Below are 25,827 nucleotides of genomic sequence, written 5' to 3'. Positions count from 1 at the left end.
GGCCGGTTCGGGGGCCTGGGGTCAGGAGCGCCAGGTGTCGTTCAGGACGACCTTGCCGTCGGCGGGGACGGTGGCGGTGCGGTTGGCGCCGCTCTCCCAGGTGACGGAGCCGCCGCCGTCCTTGCGGAGGTACTTGTACTGGAAGGTGGTGCCGGGGGGCAGGGAGACGTCGAGCTTCCACACCGGGTAGCTCGACGGGTCCAGCTTCAACGCCTGGCCGGTGTTCCAGTTGCCCAGCTCGGCGCGGTCGCCGGTGACGTGGATGTTCTCACCCGGGACCGTGGTGGCGGTGACGTTGAACGAGGCGCCGTCGGCCGTGTCGCCCGAGCCGCCGTTCCCGTTCCCGGAGCAGGTGCGGGCGCCGGTGTGGAGGGCCAGGGCGGTGTTGGCGCCGAGGGTGGCGGTGAACCGGCCGGAGCCGTCCACGGTCACCGTCCTGCCGCTCTGCACGTCGCAGTAGTCGCCGGCCGGCAGCGAGGTGGTGAAGGTCCGGCTCAGCGACGAGGACTCGTGGTTGATGACGACGTACGCCGCGGAGCCGCGGCCGAAGGCGATGGCGTCGTTGCCGTTGTCCCACCAGTTGGTGACGGCCTGTCCGCGGGCGGTGTTGCGGAAGGCGACCATGGAGGAGATCTCGGGCCAGGCGTGCTGGCACTTCCAGCCGTCGCTGTAACAGGCGTTCACCGTGCCGCCGTTGGGGGGACCGGCGTCCTTGTCGCTCCACTCGTAGCCGGAGTGGACGTCCGGGGAGCCGTAGGGCCAGGCCAGCATGAAGACGCTCGCCAGGGTGTAGTCGGCGCCGTTCTTGTAGTTGAGGGTGTCGCCGCCGCGCTCGGTGTCGTGGTTGTCGACGAAGACCCCGGCCTGGCCGGAGGGCATGTGGCCCCAGCCCTCGCCGAAGTTCTTCAGGTAGGCGAGCTTCTCGGCGGTGAAGACCCGCTTGAGGTCGCGGGCGTAGCGGAACTCCTGGACGTCGCCGTTGCCGAGGTACTCGCTGGGCGAGACGGCCTCGCCGGCGCCGTGAATGGCCTCCTGCTTCCAGTAGGCGTTCGGGTTGGTCAGCCGGGACTTGATGGCGGCCAGGTCGGCCGCGGGCATGTGCTTGGCCGCGTCGATCCGGAAGCCGTCCACGCCGAGGGAGAGCAGGTCGTTCATGTACGCCGCGATCCGGTCGCGCACGTAGGGCTCGCCGGTGTCGAGGTCGGCGAGGCCGACCAGTTCGCAGTTCTGGACGTTGGCCCGGTCCTGGTAGTTGTTGATCTCGGACCGGCAGTCGTCCATGTCCTGGCCCTGGTAGATGCCGGGGTAGTCGTACTTGGTGTACGACGAGCCGCCGGTTCCGGTCCCGCTGCCGGCGGACATGTGGTTGATCACCGTGTCCACGACGACCTTGACGCCCGCCGCGTGGCAGGTGTTCACCATGTTCTGGAACTGCGCGCGGGTGCCGAGGCGTCCGGCGATCTTGTAGCTGACGGGCTGGTACGAGGTCCACCACTGGCTGCCCTGGATGTGCTCCTGGGGCGGCGAGACCTGGACGTAGCCGTAGCCGGCCGGACCGAGCCGGTTGGTGCACTCCCGCGCGACCGAGTCGAACTTCCACTCGAACAGGACGGCGGTGACGTCCTTGGTGCCGGGTGGGGCCGCCTGGGCCTGCCCCGGGACGGCGACGAGCGAACCTGCCATGCCCGCGACAAGCGCGAGCGCGGCGGCCGTGGATCTTCTGGCCACGTTTCCTCCTGTGGGGGAAGCAGATGCGAGTGCCTGCCTGGGGGCAACGCGCCGCGCCCTAAGGCCGTGGAGGTTGAAGGCCCTTTCTGCAAGAAAGCTGAAAGGAGGTGAAACCCTTCGCGCAGGAGACCGTAGGTCGCTCCCCGACCACCGTCAAGACTTTGGGACACTTCCCGGAAACATCACCGTTTCCCTTGCGCAACCTCTTTCGCAAGAACTTGCACGGTGCTACGTTCAACCACATTCCCGGCCCGGTCGGCCGGGGGTTCCTTGTGACGAACCCCACGCGCCCGGCCGGCCGGGCCGGGTGCCACGGCGGCTTCCCTCGGCGACGACCGGTCGGTCACGACGCCGGCGGCGGGGCCGTCGACCCCCGCACCACCAGCTCCGGCTGGAAGACGAACTCCGTGTGCTGCACGGGGTTCCCGCCGATCTCCTCCAGCAGCGCGTTCACCGCCGCGTTCGCCATGGCCTTGACCGGCTGCCGCACGGTCGTCAGCGGCGGATCGGTGAAGGCGATCAGCTCGGAGTCGTCGTAGCCGACCACCGACAGCTCGCGGGGCACGTCCAGCCCGCGCTGCCGGGCCGCCCGGACCACGCCGAGCGCCATCATGTCGCTGCCGCAGACCACGCCCGTGCAGCCCGCCTCGATCAACCCGCCCGCGGCGGCGTGGCCGCCCTCCAGCGTGAACAGCGTGTGCCGCACCAGCCCCCGCACCACCGCGTCGGGCACGCCCCGCTCGGCCAGCGCCGCCGCGAAGCCCTCCACCTTCCGCCGGACGGGGACGTACCGGACGGGGCCGACCGCCAGGCCGATGCGCCGCGGATCGTGTCCGAGATCCGTCAGGTGGCGGACGGCCATCCGCGCCGCGGCCCGGTCGTCGGGCGAGACGAAGGCGGCGCCGACGCGCTCGTTGAACCCGTTGACGAGCACGAACGGCACACCCCGTCCGGCGAGCCGGGCGTAGCGGTCGGTGTCCGCGGTGGTGTCGGCGTGCAGCCCGGAGAGGAAGACGATGCCGTTGACGCCGCGCTCGACGAGCTGGTCGACCAGCTCGTCCTCGGTGGCGCCGCCCGGCATCTGGGTGCACAGCACGGGGGTGTAGCCGTGCCCGGCCAGGGCCTGCTCGATGACCTGCGCGAACGCCGGGAAGATCGGGTTGGTCAGCTCGGGGATGACCAGCCCGATCAGCCCGGCGCTGCGCTGCCGCAGCCGCACGGGGCGCTCGTAGCCCAGGACGTCCAGGGCGGCCAGCACCTTCTGCCGGGTTCCGGCCGCCACGCCCGCCTTGCCGTTGAGCACCCTGCTGACCGTGGCCTCGCTGACCCGGGCCTGGGCCGCTATGTCGGCGAGGCGGGCGGTGCCCGGGACGGTTCCCCCGGAAGCGCTTCCGACCGGACCTCCGGCCGGGCCGCCGACCGGGGGAACCATGCCCGTCTGCGTCATGCCTCCCACCAGACGGTGGTGTCCGCGGGGAGGGCGCCGCCCTCGTACTCGCCGCTGGCCAGCAGCACCCGGCCGGGGACGGTGGGCAGCTCCACGGGGGCGCCGGTGGTGTTGACCGTGCAGACGAAGTCCCGGCCGGAGCCGTCGGCGGCGCGGCGGCGGAAGGCGAGCACCCCGGCGGGGAACTCGTCCAGCCACTCCACGGCGTCGCCCGCGCCGAGCGCCGGGTGCTCGCGACGCACGGCGAGCGCGCTGCGGTACATCTCCAGCGTGGAGGTGGGGTCGCCGGTCTGCTCCTCGACCGACAGCTCCGCCCACTCCGGCGGCTGGGGCAGCCAGCTCCCGCCGGAGCCGAAGCCGTAGCTGGGGCCCTCGGACGTCCACGGGATGGGCACGCGGCAGCCGTCGCGCAGCCCGTCCTGGCCGTTGTCCCGGAAGAACGACGGGTCCTGGCGCACCTCGTCGGGCAGGTCGACGACCTCCGGCAGGCCCAGCTCCTCGCCCTGGTAGACGTACGCCGAGCCGGGCAGCGCCAGCATCAGCAGCGAGGCCGCGCGGGCGCGGGGCAGGCCGCCGCCGAGCCGGGTGCGGTGGCGCACCACGTCGTGGTTGGAGAGCACCCAGGTGGTGGGGGCGCCGACCGGACGCATGGACTCCAGCGACTCGTCGACGACCTTGCGCAGCGCCTCGGCGTTCCAACCGGTGTTCAGGTAGTGGAAGTTGAACGCCTGGTGCAGCTCGTCGGGCCGCAGGTACAGGGCGGTGCGCTCGGGGCTGGGCGTCCACGCCTCGGCGACGCCGATGCGCTCGCCGGGGTACTCGTCGAGGATCCGCCGCCAGGAGCGGTAGATCTCGTGGACGCCATCCTGGTCGAAGAAGGGCAGCACCTGGTTGCCCAGCAGCTTCAACTGCCCGGCCCGGCCCATGTCGGGCAGGCCCGCGGCCTTGACCAGGCCGTGGGCGACGTCGATGCGGAAGCCGTCCACGCCCATGTCGAGCCAGAAGCGCAGCACCGAGCGGAACTCGTCCCGCACGGCCTCGTTCTCCCAGTTGAAGTCGGGCTGCTCGGGGGCGAACAGGTGCAGGTACCACTCCCCCGGGGTGCCGTCGGGGTTCTTCGTGCGGGTCCAGGCCGGGCCGCCGAAGATGGACTCCCAGTCGTTCGGGGGCTCCTCGCCGTTCCTGCCGCGGCCGGGCCGGAAGTGGTAGCGGTCGCGCAGGGGCGAGCCGGGGCCCTCGCGCAGGGCGCGCTGGAACCACTCGTGCTGGTCGGAGGAGTGGTTGGGCACCAGGTCCACGATGACGCGCAGGCCCAGTTCGTGGGCGTCGCGGATCAGGGCGTCGGCGTCGTGGAGGTCGCCGAACATCGGGTCGATGGCGCGGTAGTCCGCGACGTCGTATCCGGCGTCGGCCTGCGGGGAGGCGTAGAAGGGGCTGAGCCAGACGGCGTCGACGCCCAGGTCGGCCAGGTAGGGCAGCCGTGCGCGGACGCCCGCCAGGTCGCCCATGCCGTCGCCGTTGCCGTCGGCGAAGGAACGGGGGTAGACCTGGTAGATCACCGCGTCGCGCCACCAGCCGGTGGGCTCGCCCGTGACGTCCGTACGGATGGCCGGAGCCGTACCGGTGGCGGGGGCTGAGGAGTGCTGGGTCATGTCATCCCTGGTGGTCGTGAGTGGGGGGACGCGAGGTGCCGGACGGACGGGGCGCGGGTCAGGACTTGACGGCCCCGGAGGTCAGTCCGGCGACGAGGTGGCGCTGGGCGATGCCGAAGACGATCGCGGCCGGCACGGCGATGATCACCGCGGCGGCGGTCATGGAACCCCAGTCGCCGGCGTACTGGTTGACGAAGGTCTGCAGGCCGCCGGCGAGGGTGAGGTTCTCCTCGCCGGTCATGAAGGCCGACGCGTAGGCGACCTCCGCCCAGGCGGTCACGAAGCTGTAGAAGCCGGTGACGGCCAGGCCCGGCTTGGCCAGCGGCAGGATCAGCCGCCAGAAGGTGCCGAACGGGTTGAGGCCGTCCACCCGTCCGGACTCGTCGATGGAGACGGGGATGGTGTCGAAGAAGCCCTTCATCATCCAGGCGCAGAACGGCACCGCGATGGTGAGGTAGGTGATGATCAGGCCGATGGGCTGGTTGAGGAGCCCGAGCTGCGCCATCAGGTTGTACAGCGGCACAATCAGGATCGCCATCGGGAACATCTGCGTGATCAGCAGGGTCCACATCAGCGGGCGCATTCCGGGGAAGCGGAAGCGGCTGACGGCGTATCCGGTGGTGGCGGAGACGAAGACGCCCAGCAGCGTGGTGACGACCACGACCACCACCGAGTTCCAGAACCAGGTCAGGAAGTAGGTGTCGTTGAGGACGTGGTCGTAGTTCTCGAAGGTGAAGTTCTTCACCAGCGAGGTGGTGAAGGCGTCGCTCTTGGGCTTGAACGACGTCACCAGCAGCCACAGCGGCGGGAACACCGCGACCACGGCGGCCACCAGCAGGCCCGCGTGCAGTCCGAACGAGGCCAGGGGGCCGCGTTCGCCGCGGCCGCGGACGCGACGGGGGCGCGCGGCGGGGACGGCCGGCGCCGGGGCGGTCGTGGTGGGGTCGGGCGTCGTGGTCCCGGTGGCGGTCCCCGTGGTGTTCATGGTCGTCACCACACCTCTCCCTGCTTGCGGAGCGAACGGCGGTAGACCACCGCGAAGGCCGTCAGGAGCAGCAGGATCAGCACGCCCCAGGCCGCGGAGGTGGCGAAGTCGCGCGGGCTGACGAGGAAGGACAGCCGGTAGGCGTAGGTCACCAGGATCTCGGTGGAGTCGCCGGGGCCGCCGCGGGTGAGCAGGTAGATCACCGGGAACATGTTGAACGTCCAGATGGTGCTCAGCAGGACCACGGTGCTGCTGACCGCGCGGATGCTCGGCAGGGTCACGTTCCAGAAGCGCTGCCAGGCGTTGGCGCCGTCCACCTCGGCGGCCTCCAGCAGCTCTCCGGGTATGGCCTGGAGGGCGCCCAGCAGGGCGACGAGCATGAAGGGCACGCCCAGCCAGACGTTCACCGCGATGACGGAGAGCTTCGCCCAGGTGGGGTCGCCCAGCCAGGGGATCCCGTCGATGCCGCCGCCGGCCAGCACCTGGTTGAGGAGGCCGTTCTTCTCGTTGAAGAGCATCTTCCAGGCGAAGACGGAGACGAAGGCCGGGATGCCCCAGGGCAGGATGATGGCGATGCGGTACAGGGTGCGGCCGCGCAGCTTCCGGTTGAGCATCACGGCCAGCACCAGGCCGATCAGGAAGGTGACGGAGACGCAGCCCACCGTCCACAGGACCGTCCAGCCCAACCGGTCCCAGAAGACGCTGTCGGTGAGGATCTCCCGGTAGTTCTCCAGGCCGACGAACTCGTACGTCGCCTCGATCTCGTTGACGCCGATGGTGCGGGCGACGTTGGCCTCGTCCGCGTTGGTCAGGGACAGCCAGATGCCCCGGACCAGCGGATAGCCGATGATCACCGCGATGACGATCACCACGGGGGCCACCATCGCCCAGGCGTACCAGTGGGTGGCCAGGGCCCGGCGCAGGGGTCCGGGTGCCTTCTCGGACGTTCCGCCGGTCCTGCGGCCGCGGCCGCGGGCGTCGCCGCCCGCGGCCTGTGCCACCGACCGGCCGGTCTCGACAGCCATGTCGTCGGTCAGCCTCTCCTCGGGAGTCCTGTCGGGCTCCTGGCCTACTTGTAGTTCTCGTCCTTGAGGAGCTTGGCGTACTCCTCGCCGGCCTTCTTCGCCGCGTCCTTCGGCTCGGTCTTGCCGCTCACCACGTCGGCGAGCTGGACGCGCAGGGGCTCGAAGAGGGAGTTGCCCTGGGCGATCCACGGACGCTCGACGGCCTTGTCCACGGCGGGCTTGAAGAACTGGACCATCTGGTTGTCCTTGACGGTCTGCTCCTCGTACACCGAGGTGCGGGTCGGCAGCAGGCTCAGCTCCTCGGTGGTGCGCTTCTGGACCTCGGCGGAGGTCATGTACTTCACGAACTCGTAGGAGGCGTCCAGGTTGTCCGAGCCCGCGTAGACCGAGAGGTTGTGGCCGCCCTGCGGGGCGCCCTGGCCCGCGCTGCCGGCCGGGACGGCGGCGACGCCGAGGTTGTCCTCCTTGCCCTTGAACTGCTCGCCCGCGAGGGTGTCCCCGATGGCCCACGGGCCGTTGAGCATCATCGCGACCTTGCCGTCCTTGAAGGACTTCTGCATGTTCTCCCAGCCGTCGGTGACGTCCGTGATCGCGGCCTTGGAGTCCACCAGGCTCTGGATCGTCTCGAACGCCTTCACGCCGGCCGGGTCGTCGATGGTGATCTTCTTGGCGTCGGCGTCGAGCATGTCGCCGCCCTCGCCGTAGAGGAAGGGCAGGACCCAGTAGGGGTCGTCACCGCGCATGTAGAACGGGGTGACGCCCTCCTTCTCGAACTTCTCGGTGGAGTTCTCGATGTCCTCGAAGGACTTCGGGACCTCGACGCCGGCCTTCTCCAGCAGCTCCTTGTTGTAGAAGAGCGCCAGGGTGTCGATGACCTGCGGCACGCCGTAGGTCTTGCCCTCGAACTGGGTGCTGCCCCAGGCCTGCTTCAGGAAGTCGTCCTTGCCCTCGACGGCGACGGTGTCGTCCAGCGGGGCCAGGTAGCCGAGGTTGGCGAAGTCCGCCACCCAGGCGACCTCGGTGCGGATCACGTCGGGGGCGCCGGAGCCGCCGCCCGCGGCGTTCTTGAACTTGTTGCTCGCCTCGCCGAAGGGCACGTTGACGTACTTGACGTCGACCTTCGGGTGCTCCTTCTCGAACTCCTCCGCGACCTTCTTGAAGAAGCCCTTCTCCGCGTCCCCCGACGTGTCCCAGAACTCGACGGTGCCCGAGAGCTCGCCGGAGCCCTTCTTGCCGTCGTCGCCGCTGTCACTGCCGCCGCAGGCGGTGGCCGCCAGCGCGAGAGCCGCGACCAGTGCGGTGGTCCCTATGCCACGCCGCATGTGAACTCCTCCGTGATCAAGTGCCCGTCTCGCGGGGGCACGGGCGTACTCCGCGCGGGCCGCGTGGTCGCGGCTCCGGGCTGACGAGGAACGTAACAGCGCCGCAATCTTTTAGAAAGACCTTGCGGCAACTTTCTGCAAACGAGTCTGCAACGCCTTCCGCAAGAAGTTGCGTCGCTGCTACCTTCCTCCGCGTTCCAACGAATCCCCCGATTGCAGAAAGACGGGTAGTGGGGTATGGAAAGTCGCATACGACACGAGGCGTCCGGATTCGGCGGTGCGCGTCGCCCGCGCGGACGTCTGCGCCGCGTCGCGGTGGCCGCCGTCTGCCTGACGCTCACGGCCACCGCCTGCGGGATCGTCGGCGGCTCCGGCGACGACTCCACGGTCTCCGGCACCGTCACCTGGTGGGACACCTCCGGCGAGGCCGAGTCCCCCCACTTCAGGAAGCTCGTCGCCGAGTTCGAGAAGAAGCACCCCACGATCGACGTCGACTACGTCCACGTGCCCTTCGACCAGGCGCAGCGGAAGTACCTCGACGCCGTGGAGTCCGGCGAGGGCGTCCCCGACGTGCTGCGCGCGGACGTCGGCTGGACGGCCGGCTTCATGGCCGCCGGCCACCTCGCCGACCTCACCGGCACCCCCGCCCTGGAGGGCGGCACCTCCGACTTCCTGCCGAGCGTGACCGAGAGCGTGACCTACGAGGACGGCGGCGTGTACGGCGTCCCCCAGGTGACCGACACCCTCGCCCTCCTCTACAACCGGCGGATCTTCGAGGAGGCGGGGATCACCCGTCCCCCCGCCACGTGGAAGGAGCTGAAGGACACCGCCCTGCGGATCGAGGAGCGCACCGGCGTCGAGGGCGTCGTCCTCAACCCCGATCCCTTCTACGCCCTGCCCTTCCTCTACGGCGAGGGGAGCGACCTGGTCGACGTCGCCTCCCGGAGGATCACCGTCGCCGACTCCGCCTCGGTCCGCGGCATCTCCACCGCCGCCGACCTGGTCGCCTCCGGCGCCGCCCCCAAGCCCCCGGCGAAGGACGCGTACGGCGCGATGCAGAGCGCCTTCCGCGCCGGCGAGGCGGCCATGATGATCAACGGCCCCTGGGCGACCGCCGACCTCTTCGCGAGCGAGGAGTTCGAGGAGCGCGGGAACCTGGGCATCGCCACCGTCCCGGCCGGCTCCACCGGCACCGCGGGCGGCCCGATCGGCGGCCACAACCTCGTGGTCTCCGCGGAGTCCGACGCCCTCGACGCCGCCTGCCTCTTCGTGGGGTACATGACGTCCGCCAAGCAGCAGGAGCGCACCGCCCTCGCCCTGGGGCTGCTGCCGACCCGCACCGCCGCCTACAGCGGGAAGGTGCTCTCCGACCCCGTCCGCGACTCCTTCTACCGGGCGCTGACCAAGGCCGTCGCCCGGCCGGCCATCCCCGAGGGCGGCGACCTCCTCGGCGTCCTCCAGCCCCACTACACGGCCATCCTGCGCGGCGAGGAGACGCCCCGCCAGGGCCTGACCCGCACGGCCGAGAAGTGGCGGACCGACCTGCTGCCCGGCTACGAGATCGTGCGCTGACCCCGCCCGTCCCGCCGCCCGCCCCGGTCGGCCGGCGGGATCCGGCGGTCGTACCGCAAGGATTCCGGCAAACTCCCGGGTACGGTGGGCAGTCCGACACACGGCAGGTACAGTCCACTTCTGTGACCGCACGGCTAGCTGACATCGCAGCCCAGGCGGGGGTCAGCGAAGCGACGGTCAGCCGCGTCCTCAACGGCAAACCGGGCGTTTCCCCGGCCACCCGCGAGTCCGTCCTCGCCGCTCTCGACCTGCTGGGGTACGAGCGGCCGGTACGGCTGCGTCAGCGCAGCGCGGGTCTGGTCGGGCTGATCACGCCGGAGCTGGAGAACCCGATCTTCCCGGCTTTCGCCCAGGTCATCGGACAGGCGCTGACCCGCCAGGGCTACACACCCGTCCTGGCCACCCAGACCCCCGGGGGCTCGACCGAGGACGAGTTGACCGAGATGCTGGTGGACCGGGGCGTGGCGGGGATCATCTTCGTCTCCGGGCTGCACGCCGACACCACCGCCGACATGCAGCGCTACGAGCAGTTGCGCGGCAAGGGCGTGCCGTTCGTGATGATCAACGGCTTCTCCCCCCGGGTCCGGGCGCCCTTCGTCTCCCCGGACGACCGCGCGGCGATGCGCCTGGCCGTCACGCACCTGGTCTCGCTCGGGCACGAGCGGATCGGACTGGCCCTGGGGCCGGCCCGGTTCGTCCCCGTCCAGCGCAAGACGGAGGGCTTCCTGGACAGCCTCCAGGAACAGCTGGGGATGGCGCGGAGCGAGGCCGAGGAGCTGGTCCAGCACTCGCTCTACACCCTGGAGGGCGGCCAGGCCGCCGCCGGGGCCCTGATCGACCGGGGCTGCACGGCCGTGGTCTGCGCCAGCGACATGATGGCGCTCGGCGCGATCCGGGCGGCCCGGCAGCGCGGTCTGGCGGTGCCCGACGACGTCTCGGTGATCGGCTTCGACGACTCCCCGCTGATCGCCTTCACCGACCCGCCCCTGACCACCATCCGGCAACCGGTCACCGCGATGGGACAGGCGGCCGTACGGGCGCTGCTGGAGGAGATCGGTGGTACCCCCGCACCGCACAGCGAGTTCGTCTTCCTCCCGGAGCTGGTCGTCCGCGGCTCCACCGCCTCCGCACCCCAGGGCCGGACATCCGCCGCGAGGAGGACCCGGGGCGGCCAGGACCGAACCGGGGGATGATCGGACGGGAGCCGGGTTCTGGCAGACTGTCGCCCCATGGGGGCTCCGATCGTGAGGACGACAGAAGAAGACCGGGTGACCGCGGTCGCTCCGGCAGGTGAACACAGGGAAGACAATCGTGTCCCGGCACCGCGCCGTACCGTCGTCCGCCGCGTCCGCGCCCCCCGCAGACCCCGGCTCTGGTTCGAGATCCTGCTGATCGCGGTCAGCTACTGGACGTACTCCATGATCCGCAACGCCGTGCCCGAGCAGGAGGCACAGGCCATGCGGAACGCCGAGTGGCTGTGGGAGTTCGAACGCGCCCTCGGCATCGCCGTCGAGCAGACCCTCAACCACGCGGCGAACGGCGTCACCTGGCTCATCGTGACGATGAACTACTACTACGCGACGCTGCACTTCATCGTGACCATGGGGGTCCTCGTCTGGCTCTACCGCAGACACCCGGGCCGCTACGCCGCCACCCGCACGGTGCTGTTCGCCACCACGGCCATCGCCCTGTTCGGCTACTACCTCTTCCCCCTGGCCCCGCCGCGGCTGATGGAGGGCGTGCACTTCATCGACACCGTGAAGGTCCACGACACCTGGGGCTCGATGGCCTCGGGCAACATGGCCCACGTCTCCAACCAGTACGCGGCCATGCCCTCGATGCACATCGGCTGGTCGGTGTGGTGCGGCATCATCATCGCCCTCCTGGCGACCCCGCTGTGGCTGAAGATCCTCGGCTGGCTCTACCCCTCGGCCACCCTGCTGGTCATCGTCTGCACCGCCAACCACTTCTGGCTGGACGCGGTGGGCGGGGTGGTCTGCCTGGGCATAGGCTTCGCCGTCTCCTACCTGTGGTACGGCGAGCCGGTCCACCGCATGCCCCGACTGGTGCCCGCCACACCCTAGCCCGCGCGGGACGCCCGGCGGGCGTCCCGCCTCAGTCGTCCCCGTAGAACAGCCGGTCCACCACGGCCCGCGCCCGGCGCGTGGTGCGGCGGTAGTCCTCCAGCATCTCCCCCACGTGCCCCGGTTCGCAGCCGAGGTGGCGGGCGACCGCGGCCAGCTCGCGCGGCTCGGAGGGGAAGGTGTCGCCGGGCCGGCCGCGCACCAGCATCACGGCGTTGCGCACCCGGGTGGCCAGCACCCACGCCTCGTCCAGCGTCCGGGCGTCCTCGTCGCCGATCAGCCCGGCGTCCCGCGCGGCGGCCAGGGCCCGGCGGGTGCGGGTGGTGCGCAGTCCGGGCTCCTCCGCGCCGTGGCAGAGCTGCATCAGCTGGACGGTCCACTCGACGTCCGACAGCCCGCCCCGGCCGAGCTTGGTGTGGGTGGTGCGGTCGGCGCCGCGCGGCAGCCGCTCGGTCTCCATCCGGGCCTTGAGGCGGCGGATCTCCCGCACCTCGTCCTCCCCCAGGCCGCCCTCGGGGTAGCGCAGGGGGTCGATCAGCTCGACGAAGCGGCGCCCCAGCTCCTCGTCGCCCGCCACCGGCTCGGCCCGCAGCAGCGCCTGCCGCTCCCACACCAGCGCCCAGCGGCGGTAGTAGGCCGTGTAGGAGGCCAGGGACCGCACCAGGGGGCCGCTCCTGCCCTCCGGCCGCAGGTCGGCGTCGACGATCAGCGGCGGGTCGCTGCTGGGGAGCTGGAGCAGGCGGCGCATCTCGTTGGCCACCGCGAAGGCGGCCTCGCTCGCCTCCCGCTCGTCCGCGCCCTCGCGCGGCTCGTGGACGAAGAGGACGTCCGCGTCGGAGCCGTAGTTCAGCTCGTGGCCGCCGAAGCGGCCCATGCCGATGACGGCGAACCGGGTGGGCAGGGTGTCGCCCCACCGGCCGCTCACGGCGGCCCGCAGGGCTCCGGCGATCGTCGCGGCGTTGAGGTCGGACAGGGCCTCGCCCACCCGGTCCACCGCCGCGGCGGCCCCGTCGCCCCGGTCGGCGACCCCGCTGCCGGCGGCGGCCCGGGCCCCCGCCTCGGCGCTGCCCACCTTGTACGCGCCCACGATGTCGGCCGCGGCCGTGCGGAACATCTCCCGGCGCCGCACCCCGCGGGCCGCCGTGACGGCCTGCTCGGGTCCCTCGGCACGTCCGACGGCGGCCAGCACCTCCTGGGTCAGCGCCTGCCGGCCGCGCGGCCTGAGCCCCTCCGGGTCGCCGAGCAGGGCGACGGCCTCGGGCGCGCGCAGCAGCAGGTCGGGGGCGAGGCGTCCGGCGGACAGCACCCGGGCCAGGTTCTCCGCGGCGGCCCCCTCGTCCCGCAGCAGCCGCAGGTACCAGGGCGTCTGGCCGAGCGCGTCGGAGACCTTGCGGAAGCCCAGCAGCCCGGCGTCCGGGTCGGCGGAGTCGGCGAACCAGCCCAGCAGCACCGGCAGCAGGGTGCGCTGGATGGCGGCCTTGCGGCTGACCCCGGACGTCAACGCCTCCAGGTGGCGCAGGGCGGCGGCCGGGTCGGCGTAGCCCAGGGCCTCCAGCCGCTGCCGGGCCGCGTCGGTCGACAGCCGGATCTCGCCGGGAGCGAGCTGGGCGACGGCGTCCAGCAGCGGCCGGTAGAAGAGCTTCTCGTGCAGCCGCCGCACCACCGCGGCGTGCCGCTTCCAGGCGCGGGTCAGCTCGACCACGGGCTCCTGCCGGAACCCCAGGGACCGCCCCAGGCGGCGCAGTTCGTCCTCGCTCTGGGGCATCAGGTGGGTGCGGCGCAGCCGGTGGAGCTGGATGCGGTGCTCCAGGGTGCGCAGGAACCGGTACGCCTCGCCCAGCGAGGCGGCGTCCTGGCGTCCGACGTACCCGCCGGCGGCGAGGGCGTCGAGCGCCGGCAGGGTGCTGGGGCTGCGCAGGGTGGTGTCGCTGCGCCCGTGGACGAGTTGGAGGAGCTGGACGGCGAACTCCACGTCGCGCAGGCCCCCGGGGCCGAGCTTGAGTTCGCGGTCGACCTGGGAGGCGGGGATGTTGGCCACCACGCGGCGGCGCATCTGCTGGACGTCGGCGACGAAGTTCTCCCGCTCGGCCGCCTGCCACACCAGGGGGGCGACGGCGTCGCGGTACCGACGGCCCAGCGCCGCGTCCCCGGCCACCGGACGGGCCTTGAGCAGGGCCTGGAACTCCCACGTCTTGGCCCAGCGCTGGTAGTACGCCAGGTGGCTGCCGAGGGTGCGCACCAGCGGGCCGTTGCGCCCCTCCGGCCGCAGGTTGGCGTCCACCGGCCAGATGGTGCCCTCGACCGTGTTGTCGGAGCAGATCCGCATCAGGCGGGAGGCCAGCCGGGTCGCGGCCCGCAGGGCCTTGGTCTCCTCCCCGTCCCCGTCGCCCGAGCCGCCGGTCGGCTCGGCGACGAAGACGACGTCCACGTCCGAGACGTAGTTCAGCTCGTGGCCGCCGCACTTGCCCATCCCGATCACCGCCAGCCGGCACAGCGCCGCGTCCTCGGGCGCCTCGCGCTCGGCCATCGCCAGGGCGGCGCGCAGGGTGGCGGTGGCCAGGTCGGCCAGCTCGGCCGCGGTCTCGTCGACGGTGGTGGTGCCGCAGATGTCGCGGGCGGCGATGGCCAGCAGGGCGCGGCGGTAGGCGACGCGCAGCTCGTCGGGGTCGCCGGCGGGGGCGAGTGCGGCCTCGAACTCCTCTATGCCCGGGTGCAGGTCGCCGGTCTCGTACTCCTGGAGGACGTGCCAGTCGCCCGGGTGCCGCGCGAGGTGGTCGCCGAGCGCCTCGGAGGCGCCGAGCACGCCCAGCAGCCGGTCGCGCAGCGGCTTGGCGGCCAGCACGGTGCCGAGCAGGGCCTGGCGTTCGCCCTCGTCCGGCTGGGCCTCCACCAGCCGGACGAAGGACCGCAGCGCCAGGTCGGGGTCGGCGGTGGCGCCGAGCGCGTCCAGCAGGACCGCGTCGTCCCGCACCCGGCCGAGGGCGGGCGCGTCCAGGAACCGGCCGGCCGCCTCCGGATCGGTGAACCCGCGCCGTACGAAGCGTCCGAACCGGCTGTCCCGCCGACCGCCCTGCGCCACCGTGTGTCGTCCTCTCGCCGCGTCGGTCCCGTCTCGCAGGGTACCGGCCGCCCGTGTCCGGACCGTCGCGGCACCGGCGGGTTCTCGCGCGGTCCGGCCGCGGTGGTCTCCGGGCGGTGCTCCTTCCGGCCCCGTCCCGCCGCGCGGCGCCGCCCCGCGCCTACAGCACCGGCAGGTTCTTGCGCAGCTCGAAGGCGGTGACCTCCGAGCGGTACTCCTCCCACTCCTGCTTCTTGTTGCGCAGGAAGAAGTCGAAGACGTGCTCGCCCAGGGTCTCGGCGACCAGTTCGCTCCGCTCCATCAGCGAGATCGCCTCGCCCAGGTTCTGCGGCAGCGGCTCGATGCCCATCGCGCGGCGCTCGGCGTCCGACAGCGCCCACACGTCGTCCTCGGCCCCGGCCGGGAGTTCGTAGCCCTCCTCGACGCCCTTGAGGCCGGCGGCGAGCAGCACCGCGTAGGCCAGGTAGGGGTTGGCGCCGGAGTCCAGCGAGCGCACCTCGATGCGCGTGGAGCCGGTCTTGCCCGGCTTGTACATCGGCACGCGGATGAGCGCGGAGCGGTTGTTGTGCCCCCAGCAGATGTACGAGGGGGCCTCGCCGCCGGCGCCCGCGGTGCGGTTGGTGCCGCCCCAGATGCGCTTGTAGGAGTTGACCCACTGGTTGGTGACGGCGGAGATCTCCGCGGCGTACTTCAGCAGCCCGGCGATGAAGGAGCGGCCGACCTTGGAGAGCTGGTACTCGGCGCCGGACTCGTGGAAGGCGTTGCGGTCGCCCTCGAAGAGGGACAGGTGGGTGTGCATGCCGGAGCCGGGGTGCTCGGAGAACGGCTTGGGCATGAACGTCGCCTGCACCCCCTGCTCCAGCGCGACCTGCTTCATGACCTGGCGGAAGGTCATGATGTTGTCGGCCGTGGAGAGCGCGTCGGCGTACCGCAGGTCGATCTCCTGCTGGCCGGGGGCGCCCTCGTGGTGGGAGAACTCCACCGAGATGCCCATCGACTCCAGCATGGTGATCGCCTGGCGGCGGAAGTCCTGGCCGACGTGCTGCGGGGTGTGGTCGAAGTAGCCCGAGGAGTCGGCCGGGGTCGGCCGGGAGCCGTCCACCGGCTTGTCCTTCAGCAGGAAGAACTCGATCTCGGGGTGGGTGTAGAAGGTGAAGCCGAGGTCGGACGCCTTGTTCAGGGCGCGCTTGAGGACGTAGCGCGGGTCCGCGAAGGACGGGGAGCCGTCCGGCATCAGGATGTCGCAGAACATCCGCGCGGTCCCGGGGGCCTCGGCGCGCCAGGGGAGGATCTGGAAGGTTCCGGGGTCGGGCTTGGCGAGCATGTCGGACTCGTAGACCCGGGCGAAGCCCTCGATCGCGGAGCCGTCGAAGCCCATCCCCTCCTCGAATGCCTGCTCGAGTTCGGCGGGCGCGACGGCGACGGACTTCAGGAAGCCCAGAACGTCGGTGAACCACAGCCGGACGAACCGGATGTCGCGCTCTTCGAGCGTCCTGAGCACGAATTCCTGCTGCTTGTCCATGGTCACCCATCCTCGCTGGTCAGACGGCCCTTCCCCGCACCGCCCGGGGAGGGGGTGGCTGGCTCACCAAGTATCACGGTGAGGGGTTACCGCCACATTACGCTGCCCCGCCGGGACGGCACTCGTCACCGGGCGTGCGCGATCTCCGTGGACCTTCCCAGATAGGTGAGCGGACCGGGGTCGGGCACCGTCAACTCGTGGAAGCCGAGGCGGTCGTAGAAGCGGCGGGCGCCGGTGTTCGCCGTCAGCATCGCCAGGTGGACGCGAGGGGCCCCGTCCCGGCGCAGGGCGGTGAGGAGCGTGTGGATCAGCCGTCTTCCGTGCCCGGCCCGCTGGTGCTCGGGGAGGATGTCGATGTGGAGGTGCGCCGGATGGTCGGCGATCTCCGGCACCACCATCCGTTCCGGGGTGTGGAGCAGTTCGATCATGTGGTCGTCCGGGGTCCGCGGCACCTCCGCCCGCGGGTACCGGTCGGCGACGCGGGGCAGCCACTCGCGGCGGAACGCCTCGGCGAAGGCGGCGGTGTCGGCGGTGCCGATCGCGTACCCCACCGCCCTCTCGCCGTCGTCCAGGACGAAGGCCAGGTGCGGCGCGAGGTGGACGTACGGGCCGGCGAAGAGGTCGCCCATCAGATCGGGGTCCCGGTAGATCCCCCGCGCGTCCCCGCCGGCGTCGGCGGTGCGCACGCACACGTCGTACACCGCGTCCCGGTCCTCGGGCCGGTAGGGCCGGACGACCGGCCCGGCGTTCTCGTCCTGCGCGTCCTTCGTGCTCACGGGCTTCCCCCTCCGTCGAATGAGAGCGCTCCCAGTCTGATGGCGCCGCCCGTGCCCGACAACCGAGTTGCCGTACCCCGCCGCCGCGCCTCGGGGCCCGAGCGCCCGGCGCCCCCCGTGCTCGGGAGCGGTGGACACGGGGACGCGCCGGTCGCGGCGGTCGGCGACGACGCGGACCGGGCTGCCGGCGACGGCGCAGACGGCCGGCTGTCGAGGCCGTCACCGCAGGGCGGTGCCGCGCGCCGTGCCCCGTTCCGAGGCGCTCGCCCGAACGGGACGAACACGGCTCCGCGGAAGGGCGATCCGCCGCCTCCCGGTATCGCGTCAATCAGACGATTAGACTGACCGTGTGCCTCAGCTACGACTCGCCCTGAACCAGATCGACTCCACCGTCGGCGACCTCGCCGGGAACGCGGACGCGGTCCTCCGCTGGACGCGGCACTCGGCCGAGCAGGGGGCGCACCTCGTGGCGTTCCCCGAGATGATGCTCACCGGCTACCCCGTCGAGGACCTGGCCCTGCGGCCGTCCTTCGTCCACGCCAGCCGGGCCGCCCTCACCGCCCTGGCCGGCCGTCTGGCGGACGAGGGCCTGGGCGACGTCCCCGTGGTCGTCGGCTACCTCGACCGGGCGGAGGAGGCCCAGCCCCGCTACGGCCAGCCCGCCGGCGCCCCGCGGAACGCGGGGGCCGTGCTGCACCGCGGCGAGGTCGTGCTGACGTACGCCAAGCACCACCTTCCCAACTACGGGGTCTTCGACGAGTTCCGCTACTTCGTCCCCGGCGAGACGCTGCCCGTCATCCGGGTGCACGGGGTGGACGTGGCGCTGGCGATCTGCGAGGACCTCTGGCAGGACGGCGGGCGCGTCCCCGCGACCCGCGCCGCCGGGGCGGGACTGCTGCTGTCCATCAACGCCTCCCCCTACGAGCGGAACAAGGACGACACCCGCCTGGAGCTGGTGCGTCGCCGGGCGCGCGAGGCGGGCTGCACCACGGCCTACCTGGCGATGGTGGGCGCGCAGGACGATCTGGTCTTCGACGGCGACTCGATCGTCGTCTCCGCCGACGGCGAGGTGATCGCGCGGGCGCCGCAGTTCGAGGAGGGCTGCGTCGTCCTCGACCTCGACCTGCCCGCCGCCGCGCCCGAGCCGCCGTCCGGGAACGTCACCGACGGCCTGCGGATCGACCACCGCGTCCTCTCCGCCGACCCGCTGCCCGCCTACGAGCCGCAGGTCACCGGCGCGGAGGCCCCCCGCATGGACGACGAGGAGGAGATCTACACCGCCCTCGTCACCGGCCTGCGCGCGTACGTCCGGAAGAACGGTTTCCGCTCGGTGCTCATCGGCCTCTCCGGCGGCATCGACTCCTCCCTCGTGGCGGCGATCGCCTGTGACGCGATCGGTCCGGAGAACGTGTACGGCGTCTCCATGCCCTCGCGCTACTCCTCGGAGCACTCCAAGGACGACGCCGCGGACCTGGCCCGGCGCACCGGCCTCAACTTCCGGACCGTGCCGATCGGCCCGATGTTCGACGCCTACATGGACTCGCTGCGCCTCACCGGGCTCGCCGAGGAGAACCTCCAGGCCCGGCTGCGCGGCACGCTGCTGATGGCCATCTCCAACCAGGAGGGCCACATCGTGCTCGCGCCGGGCAACAAGTCCGAGCTGGCCTGCGGCTACTCCACGCTCTACGGCGACTCGGTGGGCGCGTACGGCCCGATCAAGGACGTCTACAAGACGACCGTCTTCGGCCTCGCCCGCTGGCGGAACAAGGCCGCCGTCGAACGCGGCGAGACCCCGCCCATCCCGGAGAACTCCATCACCAAGCCGCCGAGCGCCGAACTCCGCCCCGGCCAGGTGGACGCCGACTCCCTGCCCGACTACGACGTGCTGGACCGCATCCTGGAGCTGTACGTGGACCGGGACATGGGGCGTGCGGAGATCATCGCCCAGGGCTTCGACGAGGAGACCGTCACCCGGGTCCTGCGGATGACGGACACCGCCGAGTACAAGCGGCGGCAGTACCCGCCGGGCACGAAGATCTCGGCCAAGGGCTTCGGCAAGGACCGGCGCCTGCCGATCACCAACCGCTGGCGCGAGACCGGCTGACGCCGGCCCCCGCACGACGGCGGGCACCCCACCCGGGGGTGCCCGCCGTCGTCGCATCCGGCGCCGTCCGCGGCGGCGGACGCCGTCGTGCGCGGCCCGCCCGGGCCGGCCCCGGCCTCAGCCGACACCGACCCCGTCCCGGGCGCCCGCCCCGCGGGCGACCACTCGGGACCGGCGCACCTCGCCGCGGTCCAGCGCTCCCGCCACCGCCGCGATCACCAGGCCCGTCACCGCCAGCGCCGCGCCCACCAGCGTCGGGGACGTCCAGCCCCAGCCCGCCGCGATGGCCGTGCCGCCGGCCCAGGCGCCGCCCGCGTTCGCCAGGTTGAACGCCGAGTGGTTGGAGGCCGCGGCGAGCGTGGGGGCGTGGCGGGCCTTCTCCATCACCAGCATCTGCAGCGGCGTGGTGGTCATGAACCCCACCGCTCCGATCACCACCACGGTGGCCAGCGCCGCCCACGGCACGTGCACCGTGAAGCGGAAGGTCACCAGCACGAGCGCCAGCGCCCCCAGCGCGCCGTACAGCGTGGGCCGCAGCGCCCGGTCGGTCAGCGGGCCCGCGGCCAGCGCCCCCAGCGTCATCCCCACGCCGAACAGCGCCAGCACGACCGTCACCGACGACTCCGCGAGGCCGGTGACCTCGGTGACCATCGAGGCGAGGTAGCTGTAGAGGGCGAAGACGCCCGCGAAGCCGAAGACGGCGGTGAGCAGCCCGAGCAGCACCTGCCGGTCCCCCAGCGCCCGTATCTCGCGGCGCAGTTCACGGCCCGCACCGCCGTCCCGCCGCTCCAGCGGCAGGTGGGGCACCAGCGTGGCCAGCGCGCCCATCGCGATCAGCCCGATCACGGTGACGACCAGGAACGTGGCGCGCCAGCCCAGCTGCTGTCCGAGGGCCGTGCCGAGGGGAACGCCGACGATGTTGGCCACGGTCAGGCCGAGGAACATCGTGGCCACGGCCCGCGCCTGCCGTCCCTCCCGCACCAGGCGGGCGGCGACGACCGCGCCGACGCCGAAGAACGCGCCGTGCGGCAGTCCGGCCAGCACCCGGCCCGCCAGCAGCGTGCCGTAGCCGGGCGCGAGGGCCGAGGCGAGATTGCCGAGGGTGAACAGGCCCATCAGCGCGACCAGCATCCGCCGGCGGGGGACGCGGACGCCGACGGCCGCCAGGAGCGGGGCGCCGATGACGACGCCGATGGCGTAGGCGGAGACGAGGTGGCCGGCGGAGGGCACGGAGACGCCCAGGTCGTCCGCGACGTTGGGCAGCAGCCCCATCATCACGAACTCGGTCGTGCCGATACCGAAGGCCGCGACTGCCAGTGCGAGCAGGGCCAGGGGCATGAAGGAGCCTTTCGATGCGAAGAGGTGCAAGGGGATGCGAGGGGGTGGGTGTGCGGAAGGACGGAGTCCGTGTGCTCCGAACGGCTTCCAGTCTCGCAGGCTCTTTGTTCCTACACAAAACAAAAAGGTGACAGCCGTGCTACAAGCATCGAAAGCAACGGCACAACGCGAAATCCCAAGGAAATCACAGGACGGCCCGCCCCGAAGGGCGGGCCGTCCGTCAAGCGTTCACTCGCCGCTCGGCTCGACCACCGCCGGCTCGGCCACCGCCTGCTCGACCGCTACCAGCTCACCGACGCCGCCAGCGGCAGGTGGTCGCTCCCGGTCGGTGGCAGCGTCCACGACGACACCGGCTCGACGCCCTTGACCATGATCTGGTCGATCCGGGTCATCGGGAACGACGCCGGCCAGCTGAAGCCGAAGCCGGCGCCCGCCGCGCCCTGCGTGGAGCGCATCTGGGAGGTGACGGACGCCAGCGCCCGGTCGTTCATCGTCCCGTTGAGGTCGCCCAGCAGCACGACCTTGTCGATCGGTTCCCGCACGATGGCCTCGCCCAGCAGGTCGGCGGCCACATCGCGCTGCCGGGCGGTGAACCCGGCCTCGAACTTCACCCGCACCGACGGCAGGTGCGCGCCGTAGAAGGCGACGTCGCCCCCCGGGGTGGTCACGGTGGCCCGCATCGCCCGGGTCCAGCCGATCCCGATGTCCACCGGCCGGGCGTCGCCGATCGGGTACTTGCTCCACAGGCCGACCGTGCCCTGCACGGTGTGGTGGGGGTAGGCGCCCTTCAGCGCCTCCTCGTACTCCGCCACCGAGCGGCCCGGCAGCTCCTGCAACGCCACCACCTCGGCGCCGGACTCCGCCAACTGCCGTGCCGTACCGGCGGGATCGGGGTTGTCGGCGTTGACGTTGTGGGTGACGACCGTCAGGTCGCCGCCGCTGCCCCGCTTGTCGGTGATCAGGCCGCCGAACATGTCGACCCAGACCAGCACGGGCAGCAGCACCGCGACGAGCGCGGTGGCCGAGCGGCGCAGCAGGGCGGCGAGGAGCAGCACCGGGATCGCCAGTCCCACCCACGGCAGGAAGGTCTCCAGCAGGCTGCCCAGGTTGCCGACCCGATTGGGCACGTGCGCGTGCAGGGCCATCACCAGGGCGAGCACCACGGCGAGCAGCGCGATGATCCAGCCGCGCCGCCACCTGCCCTCACCGCCCAGGCGGGCGATCGCGTGCCGGAACCGGCCGGCGGCGGTGGTTCCGGCACCGGGCCGTCGGTCCGTCCCGTCCTGCCGCGACCCCGTGTCCGCCTCCGTCGTGTACGCCCGTGCCATCCGCCGTCCTCACTTGCCATCATCACGGCCCGCCGTCCGGCCCGGCGTTCCGGGCGGCGGCCGGTCTTGCCCTACGAGGCGTGCCGGTCCGCGTTGGGCGGCCCGCACGCCGGTACGTCTGCCAGGACGAACGCGGTGGGGCGGCGGGTTCCTGACCCCCGACGGCACCCGGCCACTGTAACGAAACGCGCACATTCCAGCGTCATGCACCACGGGCACCACGGGAAACACGGGCCTCGGCGGCACCGGCCGCCCGGACCGGACCGGCCGCCCGCGGGTCGTTCCCGCCCTCGGGTCACTCCCGCGGACGGGCGCCCTCCAGCACGCAGTCCACGATCCGCTCCGCCAGTCCCTCGGGCAGTTCCGCCCCCTCGCGCAGCATCGCCCGCGACAGCATCGGCCCGACGAACAGCTCGCCGAGCAGTTCCACGTCCAGGTCGGCCCGGATCTCGCCGCGGGCCATGCCGCGCCGCAGCACCGAGTGGAGCAGTTCGCGCCGGGCGCGGATCACGGTGTCGTGGTACTCCCGCCACAGCCACGGGTGGCTGTGGAAGTGGCTCACCATGGCGCGCAGGAGCGCTGAGTTCCGTTTGGCCAGGCCCCGTTGCCGCAGCCGCTCCAGGAACTCCACCAGATCGTCGCGCACGGACTCGCCGCGCACCTCGGCCGGGGGCTCGTCCAGGGTGCGCATGACGTCGAGGAGCAGGACGTCCTTGCCGGGCCAGCGGCGGTAGACGGTCGCCTTGCCGACGCCCGCCTCGCGGGCTATGCCCTCCATGGACAGCGCGTCGACGCCGACCCCCCGCTCCATCAGCCGCAGCACGGCCTCGACGATCGCCCGGTCCGCGGCGGCGCTGCGCGGCCGGCCGCGGGCGGCGCGCGTCCCGCCCGCCGCCGGCTCCGGGCCCGTGTTCCCGATCTCCGTTCCGGTCACCGTTCCGCCTCCACGGAGTCCCGTTCCCGGCGCGCCCCCTCCGTACCGTCCGCGCTCTCCGCCGCGTCCACGTTCTCCACGGCGTCCGCGTTCTCCGCGGCGTCCTCGCTCTCCGCACTCGCCGTGGCGCCCCCGCCGTCCGACTGCTCCGACTCCGGTGCCCGCTCCTTGCCGGGGAGGAAGAGCGCGACAACGATCGCGCCGAGCAGGGCGATGGCGGCGGAGCCGAGGACCGTGACGTGCATGGCGTGGACGAACGCCTCGTCGGCCCGTTCGGCCAGGGCGCGGCCCGCCGGGCCCAGCCGGTCCGCCACGGCCAGGGTGGCCTCGATGGACTCGCCCGCCGCGTGGCGCGCGCCCTCCGTCAGACCGGGCACGTCGGCCAGTTCGCCGTCGATCCGCCGCCGGTAGGCCGTGGAGAGCAGCGAGCCGAGCAGCGCGACGCCCAGCGCGCCGCCGACCTGCCGGAAGATGTTGTTGACCGCCGAGCCGGAGCCCGCCTTCCGGCGCGGCAGCGACTGCATGACGGCGACGGTGGCGGGCGTCATGATGTGCGCCATTCCGGCGGCCTGGAAGAAGAAGAGCACCGCCAGGAGCCAGATGGGGGTGTCGGCGTCGAACAGCAGGAGCGACGCCATGGTGACGGCGATGACCACCATGCCGCCCGTGCACGTGGCGCGGATGCCGAAGCGGTCCACGACCAGCCGGGCCCGGGGCGAGAAGAACAGCTGCGAGGCGGCGAGCGGAAGCATCAGCAGCCCGGTCTGGAGCGGGGTGTAGCCGCGCACGCTCTGGGTGTAGAAGACCATGAAGAACGTCACGCCCATCAGCGCGAAGAAGACCAGCGCGATGGCGGCGACGGCGGCCGAGAAAGCGGGATCGCGGAAGTACCGGACGTCGAGGGCCGGGTGGTCGCTGCGCCGCTCGTGGAACACGAAGCCGATCAGGACGACGAGGCCGCCGCCCGTGGTGAGCAGCACCTCGGGGTCGGTGAAGTCGGCCGACTGGCCGCCCTTGATGATGCCGTAGACCAGCAGCACCAGCCCGACGACCGTCAACAGGACGCCCAGGGGGTCCAGGCGGCCCGGCGCGGGGTCCTTCGACTCGGGGACCAGCAGCGCCATCGCGGTCAGGGCGACGATCACGATGGGGACGTTGACCATGAAGACCGAGCCCCACCAGAAGTGCTCCAGGAGCACGCCGCCGGTGATCGGGCCGATGGCGACGGCCAGACCGACGCCGCCCGACCAGAGGCCGATGGCCTTGGGCTGCTCGTCGCGGTCGAAGACGTTCATCAGGATGGCGAGGGTGCCGGGCATCACGAAGGCGCCGCCGACGCCCATCAGGGCGCGGTAGGCGATCAGTTCGCCGGGCGAGTCGGAGAGGCCGGCCAGTATCGAGCCCACGCCGAACAGGGTCAGGCCGAACAGCAGCGTCTTCTTGCGCCCGTACCGGTCGCCCAGCAGGCCCGAGGTGAACAGCAGGCCCGCGAAGACGAGCGTGTAGGAGTTGATCGCCCACTCCAGCTGGCTCTGGGTGGCGCCGAGGCCGGTGGGCGCCGGGCTCGCGATGGTCTTCATCGCGACGTTGAGGATCGAGTTGTCCAGCACGACGATCAGCAGGCTGAGCATCAGCGCGGCCAGGATCGCCCAGCGTCGACGGTGGACGGACTCGGGTACCGGCGTCCGCGCGGTCCCGGTGCTCGCTTCGGTCATGGGAACCAGAGTAGGACTTTCTATACGGAACCGTCTCGTATCGTTTCCATGGTTCGCGGCGGCGTCGCGGGGCGTTCCCGGCTCCGTCCCCGTTCCCCGCCCGGCTCGGCGGAACCCGCCAGGTGCGACGGCCCCCCTTCCCCGTCCCCCGTGGGGATGCCACCATGGACGTGATCCGGGGACGCCGTGAGGGCGCCTCGAGACGACACAACAGGAGCCAGTGCAATGACGCATGCCCAGCAGGCCGCCGACGGCAGCAAGAGCAAGGCGCTGTACGGCGGGACGCAGCAGCGACGCATCACCGTCCGGGACCTGGCCGCCGCCAAGGAGCGCGGCGAGAAGTGGCCCATGCTCACCGCGTACGACGCGATGACCGCGTCCGTCTTCGACGAGGCGGGCATCCCCGTCCTGCTGGTCGGGGACTCGGCGGGCAACTGCCACCTCGGCTACGACAGCACCGTCCCGGTCACCATGGACGAGATGGCCGTCCTCTCCGCCGCCGTCGTACGCGGCACCAAGCGGGCGCTGGTCGTCGCCGACCTGCCCTTCGGCGCCTATCAGGAGGGGCCCGTCCAGGCCCTGCGCAACGCCACCCGTCTGGTGAAGGAGGCGGGGGTGGGCGCGGTGAAGCTGGAGGGCGGCGAGCGGTCCCTGCCCCAGACCGAGCTGCTCGTCCGGTCCGGCATCCCGGTGATGGCCCACCTGGGCCTGACCCCGCAGTCGGTGAACGCGCTGGGCGGCTACTACGTCCAGGGCCGCGGCGAGGAGGCGGCCCAGCAGCTCCTGCGCGACGCCAAGGCCGCGCAGGACGCGGGCGCCTTCGCGGTCGTCCTGGAGCTGGTGCCGGCCGAGCTGGCCGCCGAGGTCACCCGCTCCCTCCACATCCCCACCGTCGGCATCGGCGCCGGCGCCGCGTGCGACGCGCAGGTCCTGGTCTGGACGGACATGGCGGGCCTGACCTCGGGCCGCGTGCCGCGCTTCGTCAAGCGGTACGCGAAGCTGCGCGAGGCGCTGGGCGAGGCGGCCAGGGAGTACGCGCAGGACGTGGTCGGCGGCACGTTCCCGGCCGCGGAGCACTCCTTCCACTGACCCTTCCCCCGACCGGTCTCCCCCACCGGTCACCCACCGGCGGCCCGTCGACAGCCTCCCCCAGCCCTGTCGGCGGGCCGCCGGCCGTCCGTCGGCGGGCGGGTCGCCGTCCCGCCCGCACCTCCGG

At 72.2% G+C, this 25,827-nt stretch carries 18 protein-coding genes; 5 read left to right on the top strand and 13 right to left on the bottom strand.

Annotation, left to right across the window (positions count from 1 at the left end):
- Positions 1-21: 21 nt before the first annotated feature.
- The 6 genes from ABD335_RS14100 to ABD335_RS14075 form a co-directional block, all read right to left on the bottom strand.
- Positions 22-1,728 (bottom strand): carbohydrate-binding module family 20 domain-containing protein, encoded by a 1,707-nt coding sequence (locus ABD335_RS14100; protein WP_344322651.1) that lies wholly within the window; start codon positions 1,726-1,728, stop codon positions 22-24.
- Between the two features lie 343 nt (positions 1,729-2,071).
- On the bottom strand, positions 2,072-3,175 hold the full coding sequence (locus tag ABD335_RS14095; protein ID WP_344322650.1) for a LacI family DNA-binding transcriptional regulator: 1,104 nt from the start codon (positions 3,173-3,175) through the stop codon (positions 2,072-2,074).
- The gene (locus ABD335_RS14090) at positions 3,172-4,827 is read right to left on the bottom strand and encodes a glycoside hydrolase family 13 protein (protein ID WP_344322649.1); all 1,656 of its coding nucleotides are present in this window, start codon (positions 4,825-4,827) and stop codon (positions 3,172-3,174) included. Before ABD335_RS14090 ends, ABD335_RS14095 begins: the two co-directional genes overlap by 4 nt.
- Before the next feature lie 58 nt (positions 4,828-4,885).
- Entirely contained in the window at positions 4,886-5,812 is a 927-nt protein-coding gene (locus ABD335_RS14085) for a sugar ABC transporter permease (RefSeq protein ID WP_344322648.1), read from the bottom strand.
- A 5-nt stretch (positions 5,813-5,817) separates the two neighbouring features.
- Positions 5,818-6,837, bottom strand: a complete 1,020-nt coding sequence (locus ABD335_RS14080) for a carbohydrate ABC transporter permease (RefSeq protein ID WP_344322647.1) — start codon at positions 6,835-6,837, stop codon at positions 5,818-5,820.
- A 44-nt stretch (positions 6,838-6,881) separates the two neighbouring features.
- Positions 6,882-8,159, bottom strand: coding sequence for an extracellular solute-binding protein (locus tag ABD335_RS14075; protein ID WP_344322646.1), 1,278 nt, complete (start codon positions 8,157-8,159; stop codon positions 6,882-6,884).
- A 237-nt stretch (positions 8,160-8,396) separates the two neighbouring features.
- On the opposite strand from ABD335_RS14075, the gene ABD335_RS14070 reads away from it, so the two are divergent.
- The 3 genes from ABD335_RS14070 to ABD335_RS14060 all read left to right on the top strand — a co-directional run bounded on the left by ABD335_RS14070 (position 8,397) and on the right by ABD335_RS14060 (position 11,815).
- Positions 8,397-9,731, top strand: a complete 1,335-nt coding sequence (locus ABD335_RS14070; protein WP_344322644.1) for an extracellular solute-binding protein — start codon at positions 8,397-8,399, stop codon at positions 9,729-9,731.
- Positions 9,732-9,853: 122 nt separating this feature from the next.
- Entirely contained in the window at positions 9,854-10,924 is a 1,071-nt protein-coding gene (locus ABD335_RS14065; RefSeq protein WP_344322643.1) for a LacI family DNA-binding transcriptional regulator, read from the top strand.
- Between the two features lie 36 nt (positions 10,925-10,960).
- On the top strand, positions 10,961-11,815 hold the full coding sequence (locus ABD335_RS14060; RefSeq protein WP_344322642.1) for a phosphatase PAP2 family protein: 855 nt from the start codon (positions 10,961-10,963) through the stop codon (positions 11,813-11,815).
- Between the two features lie 31 nt (positions 11,816-11,846).
- On the opposite strand, the gene ABD335_RS14055 is transcribed toward ABD335_RS14060, so the two are convergent.
- The 3 genes from ABD335_RS14055 to ABD335_RS14045 all read right to left on the bottom strand — a co-directional run bounded on the left by ABD335_RS14055 (position 11,847) and on the right by ABD335_RS14045 (position 17,192).
- Complete coding sequence (locus ABD335_RS14055; RefSeq protein WP_344322641.1) at positions 11,847-14,894, bottom strand: bifunctional [glutamine synthetase] adenylyltransferase/[glutamine synthetase]-adenylyl-L-tyrosine phosphorylase; 3,048 nt, start codon at positions 14,892-14,894, stop codon at positions 11,847-11,849.
- A 160-nt stretch (positions 14,895-15,054) separates the two neighbouring features.
- Positions 15,055-16,416 carry a glutamine synthetase family protein gene (locus tag ABD335_RS14050; RefSeq protein WP_344322640.1) on the bottom strand — a complete coding sequence of 454 codons (1,362 nt, stop codon included), beginning with the start codon at positions 16,414-16,416 and terminating at the stop codon, positions 15,055-15,057.
- Between the two features lie 125 nt (positions 16,417-16,541).
- Positions 16,542-17,192, bottom strand: coding sequence for a GNAT family N-acetyltransferase (locus ABD335_RS14045; protein ID WP_344322638.1), 651 nt, complete (start codon positions 17,190-17,192; stop codon positions 16,542-16,544).
- A 349-nt stretch (positions 17,193-17,541) separates the two neighbouring features.
- Here ABD335_RS14045 and ABD335_RS14040 point away from each other — a divergent pair, with 349 nt between their 5' ends.
- Positions 17,542-19,296 (top strand): NAD+ synthase, encoded by a 1,755-nt coding sequence (locus ABD335_RS14040; protein ID WP_344322637.1) that lies wholly within the window; start codon positions 17,542-17,544, stop codon positions 19,294-19,296.
- A gap of 117 nt (positions 19,297-19,413) precedes the next feature.
- Here the strand turns inward: ABD335_RS14040 and ABD335_RS14035 are convergent, their stop codons facing one another.
- The 4 genes from ABD335_RS14035 to ABD335_RS14020 all read right to left on the bottom strand — a co-directional run bounded on the left by ABD335_RS14035 (position 19,414) and on the right by ABD335_RS14020 (position 24,611).
- Positions 19,414-20,634 carry an MFS transporter gene (locus ABD335_RS14035; RefSeq protein ID WP_344322636.1) on the bottom strand — a complete coding sequence of 407 codons (1,221 nt, stop codon included), beginning with the start codon at positions 20,632-20,634 and terminating at the stop codon, positions 19,414-19,416.
- A gap of 281 nt (positions 20,635-20,915) precedes the next feature.
- Positions 20,916-21,962 (bottom strand): endonuclease/exonuclease/phosphatase family protein, encoded by a 1,047-nt coding sequence (locus ABD335_RS14030; protein ID WP_344322635.1) that lies wholly within the window; start codon positions 21,960-21,962, stop codon positions 20,916-20,918.
- A gap of 295 nt (positions 21,963-22,257) precedes the next feature.
- Complete coding sequence (locus ABD335_RS14025; RefSeq protein WP_425583630.1) at positions 22,258-22,896, bottom strand: TetR/AcrR family transcriptional regulator; 639 nt, start codon at positions 22,894-22,896, stop codon at positions 22,258-22,260.
- A complete protein-coding gene (locus tag ABD335_RS14020) occupies positions 22,893-24,611 on the bottom strand; it encodes an MFS transporter (RefSeq protein ID WP_344322634.1) in 1,719 nt (572 codons plus the stop codon). Before ABD335_RS14020 ends, ABD335_RS14025 begins: the two co-directional genes overlap by 4 nt.
- Positions 24,612-24,836: 225 nt before the next feature.
- Here ABD335_RS14020 and panB point away from each other — a divergent pair, with 225 nt between their 5' ends.
- Positions 24,837-25,700, top strand: coding sequence for a 3-methyl-2-oxobutanoate hydroxymethyltransferase (panB, locus tag ABD335_RS14015; protein WP_344322633.1), 864 nt, complete (start codon positions 24,837-24,839; stop codon positions 25,698-25,700).
- Positions 25,701-25,827 lie beyond the last annotated feature (127 nt).

Source organism: Streptomyces macrosporus, from assembly GCF_039533145.1.
GTDB lineage: Bacteria > Actinomycetota > Actinomycetes > Streptomycetales > Streptomycetaceae > Streptomyces > Streptomyces macrosporus.
Note: the sequence above shows the minus strand (reverse complement) of the source record. Positions and strands in the feature narration are given on the sequence as shown.

What these genes read in the sequence shown, in the direction of transcription:
- ABD335_RS14095 (WP_344322650.1), bottom strand. Translation starts at nt 3,175, where the DNA reads ATGACGCAGACGGGCATGGTTCCCCCGGTCGGCGGCCCGGCCGGAGGT.
- ABD335_RS14075 (WP_344322646.1), bottom strand. Translation starts at nt 8,159, where the DNA reads ATGCGGCGTGGCATAGGGACCACCGCACTGGTCGCGGCTCTCGCGCTG.
- ABD335_RS14030 (WP_344322635.1), bottom strand. Translation starts at nt 21,962, where the DNA reads ATGGCACGGGCGTACACGACGGAGGCGGACACGGGGTCGCGGCAGGAC.
- panB (WP_344322633.1), top strand. Translation starts at nt 24,837, where the DNA reads ATGACGCATGCCCAGCAGGCCGCCGACGGCAGCAAGAGCAAGGCGCTG.
- ABD335_RS14090 (WP_344322649.1), bottom strand. Translation starts at nt 4,827, where the DNA reads ATGACCCAGCACTCCTCAGCCCCCGCCACCGGTACGGCTCCGGCCATC.
- ABD335_RS14020 (WP_344322634.1), bottom strand. Translation starts at nt 24,611, where the DNA reads ATGACCGAAGCGAGCACCGGGACCGCGCGGACGCCGGTACCCGAGTCC.
- ABD335_RS14035 (WP_344322636.1), bottom strand. Translation starts at nt 20,634, where the DNA reads ATGCCCCTGGCCCTGCTCGCACTGGCAGTCGCGGCCTTCGGTATCGGC.
- ABD335_RS14070 (WP_344322644.1), top strand. Translation starts at nt 8,397, where the DNA reads ATGGAAAGTCGCATACGACACGAGGCGTCCGGATTCGGCGGTGCGCGT.
- ABD335_RS14080 (WP_344322647.1), bottom strand. Translation starts at nt 6,837, where the DNA reads ATGGCTGTCGAGACCGGCCGGTCGGTGGCACAGGCCGCGGGCGGCGAC.
- ABD335_RS14085 (WP_344322648.1), bottom strand. Translation starts at nt 5,812, where the DNA reads ATGAACACCACGGGGACCGCCACCGGGACCACGACGCCCGACCCCACC.
- ABD335_RS14050 (WP_344322640.1), bottom strand. Translation starts at nt 16,416, where the DNA reads ATGGACAAGCAGCAGGAATTCGTGCTCAGGACGCTCGAAGAGCGCGAC.
- ABD335_RS14060 (WP_344322642.1), top strand. Translation starts at nt 10,961, where the DNA reads ATGGGGGCTCCGATCGTGAGGACGACAGAAGAAGACCGGGTGACCGCG.